The organism is Flavobacteriaceae bacterium (genome assembly GCA_014075215.1).
Lineage (GTDB): Bacteria > Bacteroidota > Bacteroidia > Flavobacteriales > Flavobacteriaceae > Polaribacter.
Genome location: CP046177.1, coordinates 660,891 through 684,191, shown reverse-complemented (window position 1 = coordinate 684,191; position 23,301 = coordinate 660,891). Strand labels below are relative to the sequence as shown.

Annotated in this window: 17 protein-coding genes and 1 pseudogene; 4 read left to right on the top strand and 14 right to left on the bottom strand. The window is 33.2% G+C overall.

The features are described 5' to 3' along the window. Nucleotides 1–69: 69 nt before the first annotated feature. Together GKR88_03420 and GKR88_03415 are read right to left on the bottom strand one after the other, a co-directional pair. Nucleotides 70–1,881, bottom strand: a complete 1,812-nt coding sequence (locus GKR88_03420; GenBank protein ID QMU63414.1) for a DEAD/DEAH box helicase — start codon at nucleotides 1,879–1,881, stop codon at nucleotides 70–72. A gap of 133 nt (nucleotides 1,882–2,014) precedes the next feature. Then, entirely contained in the window at nucleotides 2,015–3,391 is a 1,377-nt protein-coding gene (locus tag GKR88_03415) for a hypothetical protein (protein ID QMU63413.1), read from the bottom strand. A gap of 191 nt (nucleotides 3,392–3,582) precedes the next feature. On the opposite strand from GKR88_03415, the gene GKR88_03410 reads away from it, so the two are divergent. After that, entirely contained in the window at nucleotides 3,583–5,202 is a 1,620-nt protein-coding gene (locus GKR88_03410) for an ATP-binding cassette domain-containing protein (GenBank protein ID QMU63412.1), read from the top strand. A gap of 9 nt (nucleotides 5,203–5,211) precedes the next feature. Here GKR88_03410 and GKR88_03405 read toward each other — a convergent pair whose 3' ends face one another. The 4 genes from GKR88_03405 to GKR88_03390 form a co-directional block, all read right to left on the bottom strand. After that, the gene (locus tag GKR88_03405; protein QMU63411.1) at nucleotides 5,212–6,156 is read right to left on the bottom strand and encodes a LysR family transcriptional regulator; all 945 of its coding nucleotides are present in this window, start codon (nucleotides 6,154–6,156) and stop codon (nucleotides 5,212–5,214) included. 411 nt (nucleotides 6,157–6,567) lie between these two features. Beyond that, entirely contained in the window at nucleotides 6,568–7,377 is an 810-nt protein-coding gene (locus GKR88_03400; GenBank protein ID QMU63410.1) for a 1-acyl-sn-glycerol-3-phosphate acyltransferase, read from the bottom strand. Between the two features lie 60 nt (nucleotides 7,378–7,437). Next, nucleotides 7,438–8,064, bottom strand: coding sequence for an NUDIX domain-containing protein (locus GKR88_03395; protein ID QMU63409.1), 627 nt, complete (start codon nucleotides 8,062–8,064; stop codon nucleotides 7,438–7,440). Nucleotides 8,065–8,137: 73 nt separating this feature from the next. Further along, entirely contained in the window at nucleotides 8,138–8,452 is a 315-nt protein-coding gene (locus GKR88_03390) for a diacylglyceryl transferase (protein ID QMU63408.1), read from the bottom strand. Nucleotides 8,453–8,752: 300 nt separating this feature from the next. Between GKR88_03390 and GKR88_03385 the strand changes: the two genes are divergently transcribed. Continuing rightward, nucleotides 8,753–9,631, top strand: coding sequence for an IS982 family transposase (locus tag GKR88_03385; protein QMU63407.1), 879 nt, complete (start codon nucleotides 8,753–8,755; stop codon nucleotides 9,629–9,631). Here GKR88_03385 and GKR88_03380 read toward each other — a convergent pair. After that, nucleotides 9,557–9,922: a hypothetical protein gene (locus GKR88_03380; GenBank protein ID QMU63406.1), complete on the bottom strand. Its 366-nt coding sequence runs from the start codon at nucleotides 9,920–9,922 to the stop codon at nucleotides 9,557–9,559. The two genes, GKR88_03385 and GKR88_03380, sit on opposite strands and share 75 nt — an antisense overlap. A 163-nt stretch (nucleotides 9,923–10,085) precedes the next feature. Between GKR88_03380 and GKR88_03375 the strand changes: the two are divergent. Next, nucleotides 10,086–11,251 (top strand): annotated as a pseudogene (locus GKR88_03375) (IS3 family transposase). On the opposite strand, the gene GKR88_03370 reads toward GKR88_03375, so the two are convergent. Beyond that, nucleotides 11,248–11,430, bottom strand: coding sequence for a hypothetical protein (locus GKR88_03370; protein QMU63405.1), 183 nt, complete (start codon nucleotides 11,428–11,430; stop codon nucleotides 11,248–11,250). The pseudogene GKR88_03375 and the gene GKR88_03370 overlap by 4 nt on opposite strands. Before the next feature lie 100 nt (nucleotides 11,431–11,530). Between GKR88_03370 and GKR88_03365 the strand changes: the two genes are divergently transcribed. Further along, nucleotides 11,531–12,565: an IS1595 family transposase gene (locus GKR88_03365; protein ID QMU63404.1), complete on the top strand. Its 1,035-nt coding sequence runs from the start codon at nucleotides 11,531–11,533 to the stop codon at nucleotides 12,563–12,565. Between the two features lie 603 nt (nucleotides 12,566–13,168). On the opposite strand, the gene GKR88_03360 is transcribed toward GKR88_03365, so the two are convergent. From GKR88_03360 to GKR88_03335, 6 genes are all read right to left on the bottom strand, one after another. Then, nucleotides 13,169–15,361, bottom strand: a complete 2,193-nt coding sequence (locus GKR88_03360; protein ID QMU63403.1) for a patatin — start codon at nucleotides 15,359–15,361, stop codon at nucleotides 13,169–13,171. Nucleotide 15,362: 1 nt separating this feature from the next. Further along, a complete protein-coding gene (gene uvrC, locus GKR88_03355) occupies nucleotides 15,363–17,153 on the bottom strand; it encodes an excinuclease ABC subunit UvrC (protein ID QMU63402.1) in 1,791 nt (596 codons plus the stop codon). Between the two features lie 133 nt (nucleotides 17,154–17,286). Continuing rightward, nucleotides 17,287–17,904 (bottom strand): lipoprotein signal peptidase, encoded by a 618-nt coding sequence (locus GKR88_03350; protein QMU63401.1) that lies wholly within the window; start codon nucleotides 17,902–17,904, stop codon nucleotides 17,287–17,289. 228 nt (nucleotides 17,905–18,132) lie between these two features. Then, a complete protein-coding gene (locus tag GKR88_03345; protein QMU63400.1) occupies nucleotides 18,133–18,510 on the bottom strand; it encodes a TraR/DksA family transcriptional regulator in 378 nt (125 codons plus the stop codon). A 4-nt stretch (nucleotides 18,511–18,514) separates the two neighbouring features. After that, nucleotides 18,515–21,919: an isoleucine--tRNA ligase gene (locus tag GKR88_03340; protein ID QMU63399.1), complete on the bottom strand. Its 3,405-nt coding sequence runs from the start codon at nucleotides 21,917–21,919 to the stop codon at nucleotides 18,515–18,517. Nucleotides 21,920–22,006: 87 nt separating this feature from the next. After that, nucleotides 22,007–22,762 (bottom strand): DnaJ domain-containing protein, encoded by a 756-nt coding sequence (locus tag GKR88_03335; protein ID QMU63398.1) that lies wholly within the window; start codon nucleotides 22,760–22,762, stop codon nucleotides 22,007–22,009. Nucleotides 22,763–23,301: the final 539 nt, after the last annotated feature.

The window sequence follows — 23,301 nt, the reverse complement described above, 5'->3', positions numbered from 1 at the left end:
TTCGCCTGTTTGAAAAAAACGTAACGAATTCTGAATCCGGAAGATTTCAAACTTTTAATTGCATAAATACTACCGGACTCTACGTCTTCTTCCAAAACCACCGGTGTTTTTATCTCTGGAACTTCTGTTTGGTTTTTCATGACTGCGTAATTGCTTTTTACCTCTTGCACTTTTTTTACGATCATGAATTTCAGAATCTCTACGTCTTCCAAAACCGTCATTATTTTTGTTTCCAAAAGTTTTTTTATTGTGTTTTCTTCCACTACTACGCCCTTTTTTCGTAACTTCCACATGTACATAACGGCCATCGAATTGAGGCTCACTGGCAGCAAAAGCAGCTAAGGTTTTTTCTTTATAGCTTTTATCAATTTCAAAAAAAGAAAAGGTATCAAAGATATCAATAGCGCCAATCTCTATCTTTTCTCCAATATTTTGATCATTAATGAGACCAATTAATTTTGCCGGATTCAGACGATCTTTCCTGCCAATGTTGATAAAGAAACGCGTCATGTTTTCATTCGAACCACGGCTATTTCCGGAGTACTCTCTTGTGGTTAGTACATTCAAATCAGCAGCATTTTCATAATAAGATAAAAAGGCATTAAATTCTAAGGATACAAATTTCTGAATCAGTTCGTCACGAGTCAAACCTTCTAACTTTTCATAAATATCCGGTAAAAATTCTTCAATTTCACTTTCATTTACTTTTATATTTTGTACTCTGTCAATTAAATGCATCAATTGATTTTGACAGATTTCTTTTCCTGTTGGTATTTGTGTGTGAATGAACTTTTTATTAATTGTACGCTCTATAATGGGGATTCTGTTTTTTTCTTTATTATTTATCAAAACCAAAGAGACTCCCATATTACCTGCCCTACCTGTCCTGCCACTTCTGTGTGTGTAATTTTCTATCTGATCGGGTAATTTGTGATTGATGACATGTGTTAGATTGTTTACGTCTAATCCACGTGCGGCTACGTCGGTTGCTACCAGGATTTTAATATTTTTTTTACGGAATTTATCCATTACGGCATTACGCTGTGCCTGTGATAAGTCGCCGTGTAAAGCATCTGCATTGTAGTTGTCCCTAATCAAAAGATTAGCTATTTCCTGTGTTTCCCGACGTGTTCTGCAGAACACAATGGCATAGATATCCGGGTATAGATCTGCAATTCTTTTTAATGCAGCATATCGTTTTTTTTCGGTAATCATATAATATTCATGACTTACATTATCTGCGCCCTGGTTTTTCTGACCTGAAGTAATTTCTACCGGTTCAATCATATAATTTTTTGCAATCGCTTCTACTTCTTTTGGAAAAGTGGCAGAAAATAGCAATGTTTGTTTGGTTTCCGGAGTAGCACTTAAAACTTTATCTAACTCATCTTTGAATCCCATATTTAACATTTCGTCGGCTTCGTCTAACACTAACCACTGTATGTTCCCTAGCTTTAAAGCACGCCTGTGGATTAAATCAACGGTTCTTCCCGGGGTTCCTACTACAATTTGAGCCCCCTTTTTCAGGTTTTTGATCTGCTCTTCGATATTGGCACCACCGTACACAGTAACTACTTTCATATTGGAGATGTGTCTGGCAAAATCTTGTATATTATTACCAATTTGTACTGCCAATTCGCGAGTAGGTGATAAAATAATGGCCTGAGTGTTTTTATTATGTTCGTCAGCCAGCTCTAAAATAGGCAAGCTAAAAGCTGCTGTTTTCCCTGTTCCGGTTTGTGCAAATGCTTTTAAATCATCTGTGGAAGATAAGATTTGTGGTATGGCTTTCTCTTGTATGGCAGTAGGTTGTTCATAACCTAATTCTGTTAGTGCTTTATATATAGGTTCTTTTAGACCTAATGTTGAAAATGTTGACATGCTGTGTATTTGCAGATTCAAAGATGCCCGCCTGTAAATCTTATTGATATACGACTTTGATTTTTAGGAAAGCAAAAACTTTATTAAAATCAGGCAAATGTACAGTAAATAAACAGAATTAAAAATTGCCGAACTAGTTTTTTGCCAGGTTTGCTATCTGGTTGTAAATATTTTGAGATGACAAGGAGGCATATGCATTTACAACAATTCCTTTTTCATTAATTAGAAGTGTCCTGGGGAGTTTACTCGTTAAAAACTCATTAGCAACGCTATTTTGACTGATATAATATTGAGATTTGATATCTAATTTTTTGATATGATCTTTATGAGGGCCATCAATTCGTATCCCTATAAACTTTATATTAGGATGGTTTCTTGATAAATAATTGACTTTAGAATACAAATATTCTTTGGTTACATACTTTGAATTCCAAAAATATAATACCGCATCATTTCCTTTAATTACTTGGTTAATAGAATGATTGGAGCCGTTTAAATCTGTAATTTTAAAATTGAGCAGTTTTTTCCCTTTATTGATTTTTTTTGTGTCATTTATTAAACGTTTTATCAATGCAACATCCTCATTATTAGAGGTCAATTTTAGAAAGGTTTCAAAAGCATTTGTGTTAAAATCACAACTTGATTTTCTATAAAAATGAGAGATGATGGTTTGTCTGAGCAGCGTATTTCTATTTTCTTCCGAGTGAAAATGGTTATCTATAGTATGTAGTAATTCGGTGGTAAATTCATCCGAATACAATTTATGACCTGCACTGCTTACAGTATTGTATAAATAACTTACGATATAATCTCTGTATGCACTGTAGTACATAATGGTATCCTTCTCAAAATCAATAAACTTTCGATGTGCAAAAAAAGTTTCATCGATTTTTTCATTTATGAGATCACGATTTGCCCTTTTATGTGCAAGCTGGTAATTTTCCAACCTCCTGTATACAGGATACGTTAACGATATTTCCAAAAGCTTTTTATACTCCTGAGATTCGTTTTCAAATCTGGACAGCAGCTCTTTTAATCTCGCTTTTTTTTGTTTTTCCAGTAGGGATACTTTATTTTTAAATCGGGCGGGAGAGAGGTTATATAGATTATAAAAAGACGTATCATCTTTTTCGGCATCTAAAAAGCAATCTATTAATACGTTATTTCTTTTGGCACCTTTACCACTAAAAACGAGAGATTCATCAAAATCCCAGGTATTTAAACGAATCAATACACTATCTTCAGGTTCTAAATAAAGGTATTGATGCTCGGGTCCGTGTTTAAATACAAATAAGCTTCCCGAAATATTATGTAACTTACCTAAAAATTTATTCTTATCATCTAAATAAAAAGTATCTACAATTGCTTCTTTCTCATATAAAATTACACAATTGTCTTTTGGATTTATAATCTTGCCTCCAAAATAAGTAATACTCTCTTTTTCAGATATACAACCTGTTAGAGTTATGAATAGCAGTACATATGTAACTAATTTAAGTTTCGCTGACATCTTTAAAACAATGATCATATTACAAAAATAAGTATCAATTAAAGGTTTGCTTGTTAATACCTTGTTAAAAGAGCTCATTTTTATCAATTGAACATTAGATGAATTCTTTACCCGGCTTTAAAAACAGGGTTTAATAGGGTAGACAAAATAAATCATTTTTATACTTTTGCAGCAAATTTAAAAGCACAAAAATGTTATCGGTTTCTAATTTATCTGTACAGTTTGGTAAGAGGGTCTTGTTTGATGAGGTAAATACAAAATTTGTTCAAGGAAATTGTTACGGTATTATCGGTGCTAATGGTGCCGGAAAATCTACTTTTTTAAAAATCTTGTCAGGAAAACAAGAACCCGCTTCCGGTCAGGTATACCTGGATCCGGGGAAACGAATGTCCGTATTATCTCAAGATCACTATGCTTTTGATGAATTTCCCGTACTGGAAACGGTGGTAATGGGGAATAAAGAATTATTTAAAATAAAAAAAGAAATTGATGCCTTATATGCGGATTATACAGATGAAAATGCAGAAAAAATAGGAGAATTACAAGTACAATTTGAAGAAATGAACGGTTGGAATGCAGATTCCGATGCAGCAGCATTGCTGTCAAATCTGGGGATTAAAGAAGATTTGCATTATGCTCTGATGAGGGATTTGGATGGTAAACAAAAAGTACGTGTATTAATTGCCCAGGCTTTATTTGGCAATCCGGATGTATTAATCATGGACGAGCCTACAAACGATCTGGATTTTGAAACAATTGCCTGGTTGGAGAATTTTTTGGCAAATTATGACCATACTGTAATTGTAGTATCGCACGACAGGCATTTTTTAGATGCAGTATGTACACATATTTCCGATATTGATTTTGGTAAAATTAATCACTATTCGGGAAATTATACTTTTTGGTATGAGTCTAGCCAGCTGGCAGCCAAACAAAGAGCGCAGCAAAACAAAAAAGCCGAAGATAAAAAGAAAGAACTAGAGGAATTTATCAGGCGATTTTCTGCTAATGTAGCCAAATCTAAACAGGCGACCAGTAGAAAAAAGATGATTGAAAAATTAAATATAGACGAAATTAAACCTTCCAGCAGAAGGTATCCGGCAATTATTTTTAAAAGTGAACGAGAGGCCGGAGACCAGATTTTGAATGTTGAAGGGTTGAGTGAAACTTTTGAAGGCGAAACCTTATTTAGTAATGTGCATATCAATTTAAGCAGGGGGGATAAGGTGGCTATTATTTCCAGAGATTCCAGAGCTATTACTGCATTTTATCAAATTATTATGAATAATGAAAAAGCGGAATCGGGAAAATTTGAATGGGGAATTACAACAACACAATCGTATTTACCATTGGATAATTCGGGTTTTTTTCAGGATGGAAATTTGAATTTGATAGATTGGTTACGCCAATATGCACAGACGGAAGAAGAACGCGAAGAGGTATTTTTACGTGGTTTTTTAGGAAAAATGATTTTTTCCGGAGAAGAAGCTCTAAAGAAAAGCAATGTACTGTCCGGGGGAGAAAAAGTGCGTTGTATGCTGTCCAGAATGATGATGAAAAGAGCCAATATTTTAGTATTGAATGAGCCGACAAATCACTTGGATCTGGAATCGATTCAAGCATTGAATAATTCCTTAATTAATTTTAAAGGAACTGTATTGTTTTCCACCCACGACCACGAATTTGCACAAACTGTTGCTAACAGAATTATTGAACTCACTCCAAAAGGGGTAATAGACAGGTATACTACTTTTGACGAATATTTGGAAGATGCCAAAATTAAGGAGTTAAGAGTAAAAATGTACGGATAATATCAGTTTTTATGATTCATTTTGTAAAGGGCTGATAATTTTTACATCGCTAAAAGAAATAGCACCTCTTACCACTCCGTCAATGGTATCTTTTAAAGCCTCTATTATCTGCATCTTCAATTGAGATTTATGATAAATCAAACTTACCTCTCTTGCAGGGGGCGGAGCCGTAAATTCTCTCAAATATTTTCTGTCTTTCTCACTTAAGTCTAAAGTATGTAAATAAGGGAGTAAAGTCATTCCCAATCCATCTTTGGACAATTTAATGAGTGTATCAAAACTACCGCTTTCCAGTTGAAATCCTTTTGCACTATCCTCTTTATAAGTTCTGCATAAATTAATGACACTGTCTTTAAAACAATGTCCGTCTTCCAATAAAAGAATGTCATCCATCTCCAATTGATCGATATCAATTTGCCTACTGTTAAAAAGGCGATGCCCTTCCGGAATTAAACCTACAAAAGGTTCATAATACAAAGGCTTTTCTTTGATGGTTCCATTTTCAAGCGGGGTGGCAGCCAAACCTGCATCTATATGGCCATCTGTCAATTTTCGTATAATTTCTTCGGTGGTCAATTCTTCTATAATGAGTGTTACCTTTGGGTATGTATGTCTAAAATTAATTAAAAACATGGGAAGCAGTGTAGGCATTATCGTTGGAATGATTCCGAGTTTAAATTCACCTCCGATAAAGCCTTTATGTTGATGGACGATATCGGTAATTCGGTTACTCTCATCCATAACAATTTTTGCCTGCTGAACTATTTTTGCACCAATGTCGGTCAATTCAACAGGTTTTTTAGATCTGTTAAATAGCTGAACATCTAATTCTTCTTCCAATTTTTGAATTTGCATACTTAATGTAGGCTGTGTTATATAGTTGTGTTCTGCTGCAACTGTAAAGTTCTTGTGTTCTGCTACCGAAAGGAGAGATTTTAATTGTGTAATAGTCATATAAGTATTTTTGATAGTAGATTAAAATCTATCAAATATAGTTATCGCTTTTCAAAAAAAACAGCTATTTTTTTATTTAATACCGGTAATTTCAAGTGATAAATGGTGTAAGTTAAGATGATTTCTATTAAATAGAGACCTTTGCAAAATAGTGATCTATTCCGTACTTGAATTGATTTGATTTCAAATTTCTTCCTTCTCGAAAATTTTAAATCCTCAAAACCAATAGGTTATTCCGGTTCAAAATTTTCTTCGGGCGTCGAACTTTTTTGCCAAATCAATTCTGCAAAGGTCTCAAATATTTAAAAGGAATCATTAAAATATTTTTCAACTTTTTTAACCTTTTAACCTTTTAATCGTTCAATCTTTCAATTTTTTAATTCATGCCACTCAATCAAAAAACAAATTGATTTATAAATTCCAAAATTCTCTTTTTTTATTTAATTCCGCCTCTTGTTTCATATATTCTTCTATGCTTATCACTTTTAAAAAAGAAGAGTGCTGTTCGATAGCATATTCAATTTTGGTAACAATATCGGCTATGGATTCATTTTCATAATCTATATCCAGAGGTTCTTTGATAACCATAGATTGCAAAACATTGCGCTTTTTTATAAGCAGCCCTTTTTTATCAAAAGATCGTCTGAAACCATCAATTACAATAGGAACAACTATCGGTTTATAACTTTTAATAATATGTACAGTACCTCTCCTAATAGGTTTAAAAGGAGTAGTTGTCCCCTGCGGAAACGTAATTACCCAACCATCATTTAAAGCCTTACTGATATTGGAAATATCTGACATTTTAACTTGCCTGTTTACATCTTCGCCCGCACTACGCCAAGTTCTTTCTATGGAAATAGAACCGGTATAGGCAAATATCTTAGGCAGTAAACCCGAACGCATGGTTTCTCCGGCTGCTACATAGTATATATTCAATTTGGGATTCCATATATATCCTATATTTTTAATAGTATCTTCTCTGCCTTTTAGTGCAGCATTAAAAACATGTAGCATGGCAGCTACATCTGCAAAATAAGTTTGATGATTGGAAATGAATAATACATTATTATCAGGAAGGCTCCGTATAATATCCGAACCTTCAATCCGAAGATTATTAAAACTTCTGTATCTGCCATGAGAAATAACTCCTAAAATTCTGACCAGCCATTTCTTAACAAACAAAATATGCCCGAAAGGATTCCTTTTAAATAAAGGCATTCATCATAATTTATATGCTTTGTTAGTAACAAAAATACAAAAGTATTATAAGGGCTAAAGTTATTTTAACAATTCTTTGATTTCATTGAGTATCATCGCTGTTGCACCCCAAACAATATGGTCATTCAATTTAAAACAGGGAACCTCCGTTTTTTTCATATAAGAAGTCTGTATTATAGTAGACGATCTATTGTGTTCATTTAGTAAATCTTCAGCCAATACTTCAACTAATTTCGATACCTCGTAGTTTTTTTTAAACTCCGGTTTCACTTCCGTATATCCTAAAAACGGAGTTACTAAAAAATTACTGGGAGGAATGTATACATCGGTTACCTCCCGTATGATCTTTATATTTTTTTTTAGAATACCTGTCTCTTCGGAAGCCTCTCTTAAAGCAGTTTCTTTTAAATTGCGGTCATTTATTTCTATTTTGCCACCGGGAAAACTAATTTGATTTGCATGTTTCCCATTATAATTAGCTCTGAGTGTCAATAAAAAGCAGACCTTATTTTCTTTAGTAGGATAAAACAATGATAAAACAGCTGCTTTTTTAGGATGATTGGCAGCTATTTTTTGCTTGTCATACTGTAGTCTAAGTTTGGGAGCTAATTTGAATTGAATGTCTAGGCCTGTTAATTTTTGAGTTTGAATTTGGTTTATTTTAGACAAAAAATCCGAAAAATACATACTGGATTCATTTATAATTGGTTATAAAATGTTCTTTTTTCCCGCTTTCATCAAAAAAATATAGATGCATTCACTATTTTTTTGAATGTTTAAACAAAAAACCAAAACCGATTTTAATTAGAAATTTTTTCTCGAAATTCCAAAAGAACCTAAACTGACCAAAAATAAATCCAACAACAAGCAATGTTAACTGATAAATAGGAAAAACGAGTAAAATCCTTAAAAACCAATAGATAAAGCCATTTGTTGTTGTACTTTTTAAGCCGACAAACTCGGTGACAGGAGCTGTCACCCATGCAGCAAAAGAACCATTAATGGCAAATACTATAAGAATAAGTATAATTTGAATATTTGAAGTAATCCCCCAACGCTTTTTAAGTTTTTCCATGGTAAAAAATTAAATGACAAAATTACAAATAGAAAAGCAACTGTCTCAATGCAATATCAAGATAGCTTCATTAACTTCTACCATAGGTAGTAAAACCGTACTCAATATAGTTGAACACATTACTGGACTTTACCCCAAATATAGTACAAAAAATAAACGACTTAAGCCACAAGCTTTTTGTTAGTTAAATTTTCGGTATTGTTAAATAAATATAACCCGTTGTGCATTATGATTTAGGACAAAAAAGGTTGTTCATCTTACTGAAAATCAGTAAATTGATTTAATCACAAATCATTTATAATGAACAACTTAAATGCAAATTACGAAAGAATATTGGAAGTATTAAGAAAAATATCAAAAGAACAGCTTTTAATTTATCAAAGGCGTGAACCTAAACTTAGTGATTTAGAACTCATCAGTTTAAGTTTAACGGTAGAATTTATGGGAATTGATAGCGAGAATGATTTGTTTAGGAAACTCCCAATTGCAATTTACCAGAAAATAGAACGAAGTGTTTATAACAAAAGAAGGCGTAGATTATTAGATCATTTGGACAGTATTCGATTAAAATTAGCTTCCTACTTTAATGAATTTGAGAATTATTTTATCGTTGACAGTATGCCTTTGGAAGTTTGCAAATTATCAAGAAGTTATCGTTCTAAAATCTGCAAAGAAACAATGCATACCTTTCCAGACAAAGGTTATTGTGCATCTCAAGGTACTAATTATTACGGGTATAAGTTGCACGCAATTTGTTCTGTGAGCGGTGTTTTTCAGAGTATCGATTTTAGTCCAGCATCTGTACATGATATCAATTATCTTAAAGCGGTTAAAATGCAGATTAAAAGCGCTACTTTAATTGGTGATAGAGGATATTTATCCGCAGAAGTTCAACTTAATTTATTTGAAACCTATGATATTAAATTAAATACACCAATGAGAAATAATCAAAATCAGTATAAGAAACAAGCTTATATTTTTAGAAAATCTAGAAAACGTATAGAAACTTTGTTCTCACAATTATATGACCAGTTTATGATTCGAAGAAACTATGCTAAAACTTTTGAAGGATTTAAAACAAGAATAATATCTAAGATATCTGCTTTAACTGTAATTCAATACATCAACAAATTTATCTTTAATAGAAATATCAACAACATTAAAATCAGCATTATTTAAAATGCACAACGGGTTATTTTCATATATTTTTAAGTAAATTCTTTTACAAATTCTTACCTTATCTGAGCACTGGTTATTATCTATTTTGTTCAATGCCTCAACATTATTAAATGAATCATTTAATAATGTTAGTATATCATCGTCTATACGAACTTTCTTTTCTTTAATAAGCTTAGAATCTTTAAAAGTAAATTTTTTGCCTTTAAATTTATCATCACTATCCCAGAATAAAAAAGCATTCTCAGAGTTATCATAGATGACTAATATTTTTTTTACATTGTTCTTTTTCAATATAATCCTTATACGTTTTTTGTGAGCAAGCCTGCATAAATGAAGTTATTGCTATCAAAAATAAAACTATTTTTTTCATAATTTCTTTATTAATTTTTATCTAAGATAAGCTGGCAATTGTAATCTTCCCTAAAAACCGAACTGTTTAAAATTAGAAAGATTAATTTTAACTTTCAATAGACAAACAAAGCGAAAGAGTAAATTTTCACCTTCACATCTTGCAAAGATTTTGAAAGAGTTTGATCAAGGGAAAACAGTTGTAGAGATTAGCAGGGAACATGGGTTTATTTCAGCAACTTTTTACAAGTGGCGTTCTAAATATGCCGGGATGAGTTCCGGAGAGTTACGTTGCGTCAAAGAGCTTGAGGGTGAGAACCGGATGCTCAACCAGATGTATGCTTCTCTAGCCTTAGATCATCAAATGGCAAAAGAGGTTATTGCAAAAAAGCTTTAAAGCCTTGCCGTAAGAGAACGATAAGTAAAACACTTGCACATTATGGTATTAGCAGGGCGTGCCGAGTCTTAAATATGAGCAAGAGTGTTTATTATTATAAACCGTTACCCAAAGCCGATACTGAGATAGAGCTCGCTTTACAAGAAAAAGCAGTTCAACATTGAGAAGAAGGTTTTTGGAAGGCTTATAGTCGTTTACGTAATCAAGGCAAACCATGGAATCATAAACGATTGTATAGGGTTTACAAAGCATTAGGACTTCCTCTACGTGGTAAAGTAAAAAAACGATTACCATCTAGAGTGAAAGAACCATTAGAGGTTCCGGAAAATCTTAATGATACATGGAGTATGGATTTTGTTACCGATACCCTTGAGAACAAAAGACGTTTTAGAGCCTTTACTATTATCGATAACTGTAATAGAGAGGCATTACATATAGAAGTAGATTTTTCTTTACCAAGTAATCGTGTGTTTTGGGTACTTAACGATCTTGTTAATAGAAGAGGAAAGCCCAATAAGATACGTATGGATAATGGCCCGGAGTTCATTGCTAATATCACCGCTGTATGGAGCCAAATGCATGACATAGAGTTTACCTATATTCACCCTGTCAAACCAACTCAAAATGCATTTGTAGAGAGATTTAATGGAACTTATAGGCGAGGAGTTATTGATAAATATATTTTTGAGAACATTAACCAAGTAAGAGAACAAACCCAAGATTGGATGTATGATTATAATCATCATCGACCCCATGACGGGCTTGGTAGATTATCGCCAATAAAATACGCAGAAATTAATTCTCTTGGGGCTAACTCCAAGAGAATTAAAACAATAAATTTATCAAATATTAGAAATTTAAACAGTTCTAATTAGGGGAAGCTTACAGCAATACGGGAAATTCCGTTATATTTTACAAAAATCATATTGTTTGAGTCTACAGCTATAGCACTTTCTATTTCGGTTTTTACTTTTAAAAGTGATGCATCCGGAACACAGGCAATCATCGTTATCTTATAAGTATTTTCTTCATCAGCCGGTTCTATAGATACCAAAGGATTAAATACCGATGTTTTCTCATTGGGGTTAAAAGGCTGACCATTAAGTTTTTTTAAGGCTCTAGTTAATAACAGCTATTATTTGTATATTTAATACATGAATTTACAAGAAATAAAGCGAGGAATTTCCAAACTTTCCCAATCTGAAAGGCAGGAATTGTTAAAAGAATTGTCAACATCACCAAAAGATTCAGTTCCAACGGTAAGAAGCCAAGAATCTAGGCGTTTTTTATTAGACAATAAGTTAGGTTGTTGCGCCCATTGCTCGCATCCAAAGTATGTAAAATTTGGTATTGACAAAGGCTCTCAGCGCTATAAGTGTAAATCCTGCAAACGCAGTTTTACAGAATACACAGGTACTTGGATGGCAGGTTTGCAACATAAGGACAAGATTGATGACTACCTTAAATTAATGCTAGAAGAAAAGAGCTTAGATAAGATAAAAGTAGCCTTATCGATAAACAAGAAAACGGCTTTTGACTGGCCTCATAAGATATTAGTCCCATTATCAGAAAACGATAAAGATGATTTTACAGGCATTACAGAAAGTGATGAGACCTTCTTTTTAAATTCAGAAAAAGGGCGACCAGTAAATCATCGGGAATCAAGAAAACGTGGTGGTAGCTCTAAAACCAAAGGCATCAGTAATGATCAAGTAGCTGTTATTGTAACCCAAGATAGAACATCTAATCCAGATATTACTGTAGCCACTATGGGAAGATTAAAGAAAATAGATATTGTAAATGCTATTGGCAGCAGAATAAAGGCAAGTAAAGCCATTTTATGTAGGGACACACATCTAAGCTACAAAGGATTTGCAATAGACAATAAAATAGAGCATCACACTCTAAAAGGCGTCATAAAACAACGTGTCAAAAACAAAGTGTATCATATACAACATGTCAACTCAACTCATAACAGAGTTAAGAAATGGATAGATAACAAGTTTTGGGGAGTATCTACCAAATACTTGCAACAATATTTGAACTGGTATCGCATCAAAGAAAAATTAAAATATAGAAACGATAAACTCAATGCCTTTGTAAATAAAGTGTCAGAACATATTAATGCGTATCAAAAATATCAAAATATTGGATTGAAGTATCAAAAATTAATATCAACGCAATTTTAAACTAGAGCCTTTTTTAAATATTGAATAGCTAATTGAATTCCGGCAATTTCTCGACTCATAATGTTGTACATAATAATTAATATAACCCGTTGTGCATTTTGAACTAAAAAGTAAATTTAAACGTCAGTTCGAGTGATTTTGAGCTACGAAAAATCGTATCGAGAACATATTTAGAGCAAAAATTCTATTCTCGATACAAATTTTTCTCATTTTCAATCGAAAAATTTACTCGAATTGACGAATTTTATCAAAATGCACAACGGGTTAATATATTCACAATATATAAATTATTTAATGACCAGCCTATTTTCTTAGCATACGGTTTAAAAGTTAGAAAGTTTCAAGTTGTAAAGTTCATAATTGTACGTTCCTGATATAGGTTTTTTAAACAAAAATTATCGGGGACTTTATATCGGCTTTTGGATATGTAATTACAGGAGACCTTTACAGCGTCAATTTGGTAAAAAAATTCAACATCCGAAGGAAATTTGAAACTGGAGTGACCTACTGGTTTTGAAGATTTAAAATTTTCGTGAAAGAAGAAGTTTGAAGCTAAATCAATAAATGTAGAATCTATTCTTATTTTGCAAAAGCATCATGGCATTAGAACCAAAAACCAAGATTGAACAACCAGTAATGTTTTTTTGTATCCGGAGACCAGCTATATTTAAATTCAATAGGCCCTACAAAAGTTTTTAAGCTATATCCAATGGCATATCCCGAAAGTGTATTTTTAAAAAGGTCTCCATCTTTAAAAACATTATCGTTAACCCTTGCATAGTTTGCAATAAAACTGGCGTAGTTATTTTTAGCAAACTGATATCTAAATTCAAATTCGGATTTTAAAAAGGTGTTGCCGGATACCTCGGCAAACTCATAACCGTATAAAGAGAAAAAGGTGTTAATATAATTTTTGTTGTACCCTCCCAAATAGAAATCAAATACGTCAGAAACAGGATTATTAAAAGAAAAGCCTGCTTCATTAGTGTATTGAAACGTAATATTTTTTAAAAAAGTTGTCGCAAAACCTAAGGTTCCTTTTAATTGGGGGAATGATCGAAAGTTCCTATTAAAATCAGATGAAAAAGCATACCACTTAAATCCCAAATCCGCATAAAACCCTTTAGTAGCAAAAGTGCTATGATCATATGTATCTAATTTTAAATATCCTAAAAGATTAAAATAATTGCTGTCATCAAAAGTAGTAGTATTGCTGGTTTCCGTACCAATGGTTTCTGTCTTTATCGCCACTTTTTTCAATTCCACACCTCCTCCTATTGCGAACTTTCTGTCAAATGTGGTTTGTATGAAAGCCATATTTGTAAAATCTGTATAACTAACATTGATCTTATTTATGTTTTGGTTTTCCTGTAAGCTAAATTTAGTATTGGTGTTAAATTGATTGTATCTGGATCTAAAACCATAACTCACATAAAAACCGTTATCAACAAAGTAATTTAGATGATATCTGATTCTGTCTCCTAAAACCACTCCCAAGGAAAGTTGATCGTTACTGATAAGCAGTCTTTTATTATTGTAATTTAATAAAATGCCTGTTTCGTACAATTGATCGTAATGAGCTCCCAATCTAATATTTGCCTGATGTTTTTGTTCTTGTAAAGAAATACGAAGTTCATTTCCTTCTTTTTGTTTATTTAGCATATATTCTATTTTTTCATAGTTATCAGTAGCTGTTAAAAAGTCTAATTTTTTATCTAATTCTTTATATGTGATGCTATCACCTATTTGTAAGTTTAATTTTCCAAGGACATATGCTCTTGTGTATTTGTTGGTCCCGGAAACAGTAATCTTACTTATATGATATTTTTCCTTATCTATTTTTAGCTCAGGGCGAATATCTTCTGCCTTTTGTATTTTTGCTATTTTTTCAAAAACTTCCTGAAATTGTAGTGCAATTTCATCGCCTTTTTTTAGTATTTGATTTTTTTTAGCAAAGTCAGCCGCATTAAAGGTGTCTATCCGGGGTTTGATATAAATATCTACATGTTTCTTTTGTGGATTACTTTTCCCATATGTCTGAAAATTTACAATTTGATTTAAAATAGATACTACCGAATTTAATTTTTCTTTTTTATTTAAACGCCCCTGTACATCTACTCCAATGATGAAATCTACATTTTTAGATTTCATATATTCGGCCGGGAAGTTATTTACAACACCTCCGTCAATTAATAATTTTCCATTTACCTCTACAGGATTTAAAAAGGTAGGAAATGAACCACTTGCTCTTAAAACCAAAGGCAAAGAACCTTCTTCTAAAATTACCTGCTCTCCCGTTTCAACATTCGTAGCTATACAAAAAAAAGGAATCGGCAACTTAGAAAGATGAGTAATCGTATCTACGGGAGATAATAAATACGTTAATAGTTTTAATATATTTTGCCCTTTGGAAACACCCCTTGGCAGGCCTATTTTATTATTTTTTACAGGTAAGGTTAACGCATAGTTCTCTCCGAACTCTTTTTCAAATAAAGGCAGTGCGTTTCTGGGTAATTTATCTTGTAGTAAACTGACAAAATCTATTTCCTTCACCATTTTTTCAATCTGGGAGGCAGAATATCCTGCGGCATAAAACCCGCCAACAATAGCACCCATACTGGTTCCTCCTATATAATCTATTTTTACGCCTGCTTTTTCTATTTCTTTTAAGACTCCTATATGGGCAAACCCTTTGGCACCGCCTCCACTTAAAACCAAACCTATTTTTGGCTCTTTTGTTTGAGCTATCAATAAAACAGGGAGTAGGAATAATAATAAAAACACCTTTTTTTTCATGCTATCGGATATGGAAATAATCAACTATTTTTTTTGCTTTACTCTTTCCGACCACTATTTCCAGTTCCTCAAATGTAACATTTTTAACACGTTTTACCGATTTGAATTTTTTTAATAGTGTAATGATGGTTTGTTTTCCAATACCCGATATTTGTTTCAATTCGGATTGAATAGCATTTTTACTTCTTTTATTTCTGTGAAAAGTGATTCCAAAACGATGCGCTTCGTTTCTTAAAAATTGAATTATCTTTAATGTTTCCGATTTTTTATCTAAATACAAGGGAACAGCATCTCCGGGATAATATATTTCTTCCAATCTTTTTGCAATGCCAATAATGGCAATCTTACCTCTCAATCCTAAGAGGTCCATACTTTTTAAGGCAGAGGATAATTGTCCTTTCCCTCCATCTATAACGATGAGTTGAGGTAATGGTTCGCCTTCTGACATCAATCTTTTGTATCGCCTGAAAATCACTTCTTCCATGGAAGCAAAATCATTTGGGCCTTCTACTGTTTTTATATTGTAATGGCGATACTCTTTTTTACTTGGTTTTCCATCCTTAAATACAACACACGCTGCCACAGGGTGTGCTCCCTGAATATTAGAGTTATCAAAGCATTCTATATGTCTGGGTTCCGATGTAAGACGTAAATCTTTTTGCATTTGTGCCATTATTCTTTTTACATGCCTGTCCGGATCAACAATTTTAATTTGTTTAAATTGTTCTTGTCTGTAGTATTTTGCATTACGCTGAGAGAGCTCTACAATTCTTTTTTTGTCTCCCAGTTTAGGAACCGTTACTTTTACAGAATCTCCCACAGCTACTTTAAAAGGCACATAGATTTCTTGAGAGACAGAGTTGAATCGCTGTCTGATCTCAACAATAAATAGTTCTAGTAATTCTTTATCGGTTTCTGCCAGTTTCTTTTTTATCTCTGCGGTATGTGATTGAATGACGGCTCCATTTGCAATTTTGAAAAAATTTGCATACCCATAGCTTTCATCCGAAATGATAGAAAACACATCTACATTATTAATATCAGGATTTACAATGGTGGACTTCGCCTGATAGTTTGCCAATAATGCTACTTTTTCTTTGATTTTTTGAGCCTCTTCAAATTTCATATGATTTGCATAGTCAGCCATCATGTGTCGAAACCGCTCTAAACTTTCTTTAAAATTTCCTTTGATAATATTTTTAATTGATTTGATAGCTTGATTATAATCATCTTCTGTCTGGAAACCTTCACAAGGTCCTTTGCAATTACCCAAATGATATTCGAGACATACTTTGTATTTGCCCGAATCAACTTTGCCTTTACTCAAATCGTATGCACAAGTCCGTATAGGGTATAATTCTTTAATGAGTTCCAGTAAAGCCCTGACAGTTCTCACATTTGTATAGGGTCCAAAATATTCAGAGCCGTCTTTGATAACTCTTCGGGTCATAAAAACTCTTGGATAGCATTCTTTTTTTATGCAAATCCAGGGATATGATTTGTCATCTTTTAAGAGAATGTTGTATTTGGGTTGGTATTTTTTAATCAGGTTATTTTCTAACAACAAAGCATCTGTCTCAGTATTTACAACAATATGTTTGATATAGGCAATTTTTTTTACTAATATTCTGGTTTTTGCATTCTCATGATTTTTTGTAAAATAAGAAGCCACTCTTTTTTTTAAATTTTTCGCTTTTCCTATATAAATAATCACATCGCTTTTATCAAAATATTGATAAACTCCCGGAGTGCCCGGTAAGGTTTGTATTTGAAGCGAAAGCTCGGTAGACATGTAGCTAAGTTAAAATTATTTAAGAAAAATGATGATGCTTAAAGTTAAAACAGTATAAATACTTTTTCCGATTTAAATCCGGATTAAAAATATTCAAATAAAAACAGCTTTTTTTAACGAGTAAATATAAGTCCTATTTTTCCTTTTCTTCCTTAGGAAATGCTTTTTTGCTACATATGAACAGTAAAGCTACTCCTACTGTTATATACGCATCTGCCGGATTAAAGATATACGGGAAAAAACTGAATGAATCACCTCCTATAAAAGGAATCCATTCCGGCCAGGTAGCATTTTTAATAATGGGGAAATAAAACATATCTACTACTTTCCCGTGAAATAGCGATCCGTATGGATTTTCTGCAAACAGCGTGGCTACACCTCCTCCTTTTGGGCTATCAAAAATAACTCCGTAAAAAACAGAATCGATAATATTTCCGATAGCTCCTGAAAAAATCAATGCAATTGCTACTACAACCACCGTTGGCATATTCTTTTTCAATGTTATTATCAGCCAATAAACAATCACCGGAACCACTAATAGCCTGAATAATGTTAAAAAGAGCTTTCCAAGATTTCCTCCAAGTTCTATACCCATTGCCATTCCATTATTTTCAACAAAAAGAATCTGAAACCAATCAAAAACCTTAACAGATTCATTATATTCAAAATGTGTTTTTACATAAATCTTGGTAATTTGATCTACTAAAACAGCTACTATAATCGTTAGTAATGCAATGTGCTTTTTAGACATAAAATCTTAAAATTAGAAAGTAAAAATAGAAATATTATCGCATTTTTCAGGAGTCAATAACTTAAAAAATACCGAAAATAAAATATCTTTTCAGCACCATGTTAGTGATAAAGTTGCCACTTGACAAGCGGACATGACATCGCGTACAAGCAAATTTAAATAACCCAATATGACATTTCCGATATTGAATTTACTTAATCTCGCAATAAATTTTAATGTACTTTTTATTTATCGCCTCCTTTTTGCTTCTATGCTCAATGTAGCATGTGGGACTAATTTTAACCGTTCTTTTTGAATTAATTTCCCGGTAACTCTACAGATTCCATAGGTTTTATTTTCTATACGGATAAGTGCATTGTTAAGATCTCTGATAAATTTTTCCTGGCGAATAGCTAATTGTACATTTGATTCTTTACTCATGGTTTCAGAACCTTCTTCAAATGACTTAAATTGAGGCGAAGTATCATCCGTACCATTATTTAATCCGTTTTTATATGAGCTTTCTAACAATGCTAAATCCTCCTCCGCTTTTTTGATTTTTTTTAATATAATTTCTTTGAATTCCTGTAAGTCTTCATCAGAATATTTTACTTGTGTATCTGGCATAATCTTACATTTTTTGTATTAGTATTTTACTTTTAATCGCATCGAATGTTATTGCTGTTCCGCCGTTTAACTCATCTGCAAAAATCAGTTTATCGGTTAATGTCTCATTCATTACATATGCTTTATTTTCAAGAATAGATTGCTCTAAATCTTTATCTCTTAAGACCGTTAGTTTAATTCTATCGGTAACTTCAAAACCACTATCTTTTCGGGTATTCTGGATTCTATTTACCAATTCTCTTGAAATCCCCTCTTTTCTTAAATTCTCAGAAATGGTAACATCTAAAGCTACTGTTATATTGTTTTGACTAGCTACTAACCAACCTTCAATATCTTTAGATGAAATGTCCACGTCCGAGCTTTCTAATTTAATGCTTTTTTCATTAACTTCAATAAAAATTTCACCTTCTCTTTCAAATGTAATGATATCGTTTTTAGAAAAATTTTGAATGGCTTTGGAAATCAACCCCATTTCTTTACCATATTTCGGGCCTAAAATTTTAAAATTAGGTTTTATCTGTTTTACCAAAATCGTTGAGGCATCTTCCAATAGCTCTATTTCTTTAATATTCACTTCATGTTTTATTAAATCGGAAACGGCTAAAATTGCTGTTTTTTGCTCCTCATCTTCAACAGGAATCATAATTTTTTGAAGAGGTTGACGCACTTTTATTTTTTCCTTAGCTCTTAATGATAATACTAAAGAAGAAATGGTTTGTGCATTTTTCATTTTACGTTCGAGGTTCTCGTCTGTAAAAAAATCGTTGTATTCAGGGAATTGTGATAAATGTACACTTTCAAGAGTTTCTTTTTTAGTAACCATTGCCAAATCTAGGTACAATCTATCCATAAAGAAAGGCGCAATAGGAGCCGCAAGTTTTGCAATGGTAGCCATGCACGTATATAATGTTTGATACGCTGCTATTTTATCTTGCTGATAATCTCCTTTCCAAAAACGCCTTCTACTTAAACGAACGTACCAGTTACTTAAGTCATCTTGTGTAAAATCAGAAATAGCTCTTGCAGCTTTCGTTGGTTCATACGATGCATAAAAACGGTCTACTTTTCGAATTAATTTATGTAACTCGGAAAGTATCCAACGATCTAACTCCTGCCTTTCTTCTAGTGGAATTTCTGCTTCTTTGTATAAGAACCTATCTAAATTTGCATAGAGTGCAAAGAAAGCATACGTATTGTATAAAGTTCCAAAAAATTTGCGTTTTACCTCATCAATTCCATTCACGTCAAATTTTAAATTATCCCATGGATTGGCGTTGATAATCATATACCAACGTGTAGCGTCTGCTCCAAAAGTATCCAAGGTCTCAAAAGGATCTACGACATTTCCTAGACGTTTGGACATTTTTTGTCCGTTTTTATCTAAAACCAGACCATTGGATACTACATTTTTATACGCTACGGAATCAAACACAATGGTTCCGATAGCATGCAACGTATAGAACCAGCCCCTGGTCTGATCGACTCCTTCTGCTATAAAATCGGCCGGGAAGGATTTGTTTTCATCAATTAGCTCTTTATTTTCAAACGGATAGTGCCACTGTGCATAGGGCATAGAACCGGAATCAAACCAGACATCTATCAAATCACCTTCGCGTTTCATGGGTCTTCCCGAAGGAGAAACCAGTACAACCTGATCGACAATATTTTTATGTAAATCAATTTTTGCATAATTTTCATCTGACATATTCCCTGCTTCAAAATCAGCAAAAATAGCTTCAGTCATCATTCCGGCATCAATGGATTTTTGTATTTCTGCTTTTAATTCGGCAACAGAACCAATGCAAATTTCTTCTTTCTTATCTTCGGTTCTCCAGATAGGTAATGGAATGCCCCAATAACGAGAGCGCGATAAATTCCAGTCATTTGCATTTGCCAGCCAGTTTCCGAAACGCCCTTCCCCGGTTGATTTGGGTTTCCAATTGATGGTTTTATTCAGTTCATGCATTTGATCTTTCACTGCTGTTATTTTGATAAACCAAGAATCTAAAGGATAATAGAGAATGGGTTTATCGGTTCTCCAGCAATTGGGATAACTGTGTTTGTATTTCTCAACCTTAAAAGCTTTGTTTTCTGTTTTTAGCTTGATGGCAAGTTCAACATCCAATGATTTTTCCGGGGCCTCTCCGTCTGCATAATATTCATTTTTTACATATTTTCCTGCAAACTCGCCAACCTCCGGTCTAAAACGTCCTTGTAGATCTACCAAAGGCACTAAATTTTCGTGTTTATCTTTTACCAGCATAGGAGGAATTTCCGGTACTGCCTGTTTAGCTACCAATGCATCATCTGCTCCAAAAGTAGGGGCAGTATGCACAATTCCTGTTCCGTCTTCCGTAGTTACAAAATCTCCTACAATCACTCTAAAAGCGTTTTCAGGATGGTCATTGGGCAATACATAATCTAGCAATTGCTCGTATCGGATTCCCAGTAAATCTTTTCCTTTACATGCTGTTGTAACTAAAAAAGGAATCTTTTTGTTCTCTTTTGAAAAAGATTTAAGATCTTCAACATCTTCTGTTTGGAAGTATTTTCCGGTGAACTGTTTTCTGATCAGATTTTTAGCAAGAATTACATGAATCGGTTCGAAGGTATATTGATTATACGTAGCGACTACCACATAATCAATCTTTGACCCGACTGTCAGTGCTGTGTTGCTCGGAAGTGTCCAGGGAGTTGTCGTCCACGCCAAAAAATGCAAATGATCATATTTTTTTAAAAACTCCGGCAATGTGTTTTCTACTGCTTTAAACTGTGCAACAACCGTTGTATCTGTAACTTCCTGATAGGTCCCGGGCTGATTTAATTCATGAGAACTCAATCCTGTTCCTGCTTTTGGTGAATAGGGCTGAATTGTATATCCTTTGTACAGCAAATTTTTATCATAAATTTGTTTTAACAGCCACCAAACACTTTCCATATATTTGGACTCATAGGTAATGTAGGGTTCATCCATATTTACCCAATAGCCCATTTTTTTGGTTAAATCGTGCCAGATATCTGTATAACGCATCACCGCTTTTCTACAAGCAGTATTGTATGTTTCTACGGAAATGGTTTCCCCGATATCTTCTTTTGTGATTCCCAATTCTTTTTCAACACCCAACTCAATAGGTAGCCCGTGTGTGTCCCAACCTGCTTTTCGCTTTACCTGAAATCCTTTCATGGTTTTATAGCGAGGAAAAATATCTTTAATAGCTCTTGCCAATACATGGTGAACTCCCGGTAGTCCATTTGCTGAAGGTGGCCCTTCAAAAAACACATATGGAGGCTGCCCCTCTCTTGTAGAAATACTTTTTTCAAAAATAGCATGCTTTTCCCAATATTGAAGTATTTTTTGGGCTATATCCGGTAAGTCAAGTCCTTTATATTCAGGGAATTTTGCACTCATAAATCACCATTTCAAATGAGGATGCGAAAATACAGAATTTCTCTTAATTTGCACGAAAAGTTGAAGGTAAAAAATACTATTTTAAGGTTAGGAAAACCCTCTCTGTTTTTTTATCTTTTCATAAGCAGCCTGAATGTTTTGAAACTTCTCCTCTGCTCCTTTTAAATGTTCATCTCCCAATCCTCGCAATTTGTCCGGATGATATTTTTTTGCCATTTTTCTATAAGCTTTTTTTACCTCCTCATCAGAAACAGATTTGGTAATTTCCAAAATTTTATACGCATTGTTTGCAGCACTATAAAACATCGCTTTTATAGACTCAAAATCAGACTGGTTAATATAAAGGTATCCGGCAATTTTTCTAATTTCTTCTATCTCGGTTTTAGATACGTGTTCATCTGCTTTGGCAATTCCGAATAGAAAATGAATCAACTGCAATCGGGAAGCGTGTGGCATGTGTTGACGAATTTGTATGCAAACCTGCCGTGCCGAAATTTGTTTTTTTATAATTCCTTTAAACAATTTAAAAGTATTATTGGCTCTTTCTTTTCCGTACATGCCAACAAACTGCGAACGGACAAAATTGAGTTCTCGTTGGTCAATTTTCCCATCGGATTTAATCACAATAGCTGCCAAAACCAGCAAACTAATTTCAAAATCTCCCGACTGTGTTTGAAGAGGTCTGTTTCTGTATTCCCCTTCAAAAAGTTTTCTGTCCCTGTCAAAATCTTCCTTTGTATATGCATCTATAACACTTCCTGTCACAAATCCAATAACAGCTCCTATAGGACCTCCAAAAGTAAAACCGATTCCAACTCCTAACCACTTTGAAAAATTACTCATATCATTTTTATTACGAACTTCAAATATACTATTTTGATTATGTTATGCAGTTTAAAGTTGCAAAGTCTCAAGTTAAATAGCTATAGGGTCAATACCTAAAAAATTACTAGAACATTTTTTATGTCCTTATATCTTTTACTATTCATTTGAACTCATTTAAACTTTTTGGATGTAAGCGAACATTAGAAGTTTTTAGGGCTGTTGAAGGGTTTTTTGAGTTGCATAGGCAGCGCTACGGAAGGAAAAAAAGATAAAAACACAGCTAAAAACAGCAATTTTTTAGCAAATTGAAAAAGTTTAAATGAGTTCATTCAAAAAACACAGCTAGATGTGATAACAGATCATCAAAAAATAAAGGTTAAAATAATACTTTTATTTTCAAATTTTACTTTTTTTGTACTGTATAACAGCCTTGTAATTGTTTATACTTTTTGATGTAAACGAAAGTTAGCGATTCCTAGTCCTGTTAAAAGCTTTTTTTGATTTGGATAGACAGGGCGACGAAAAGGAGAGAAGACAAAAACAGAATGGAAAACAGC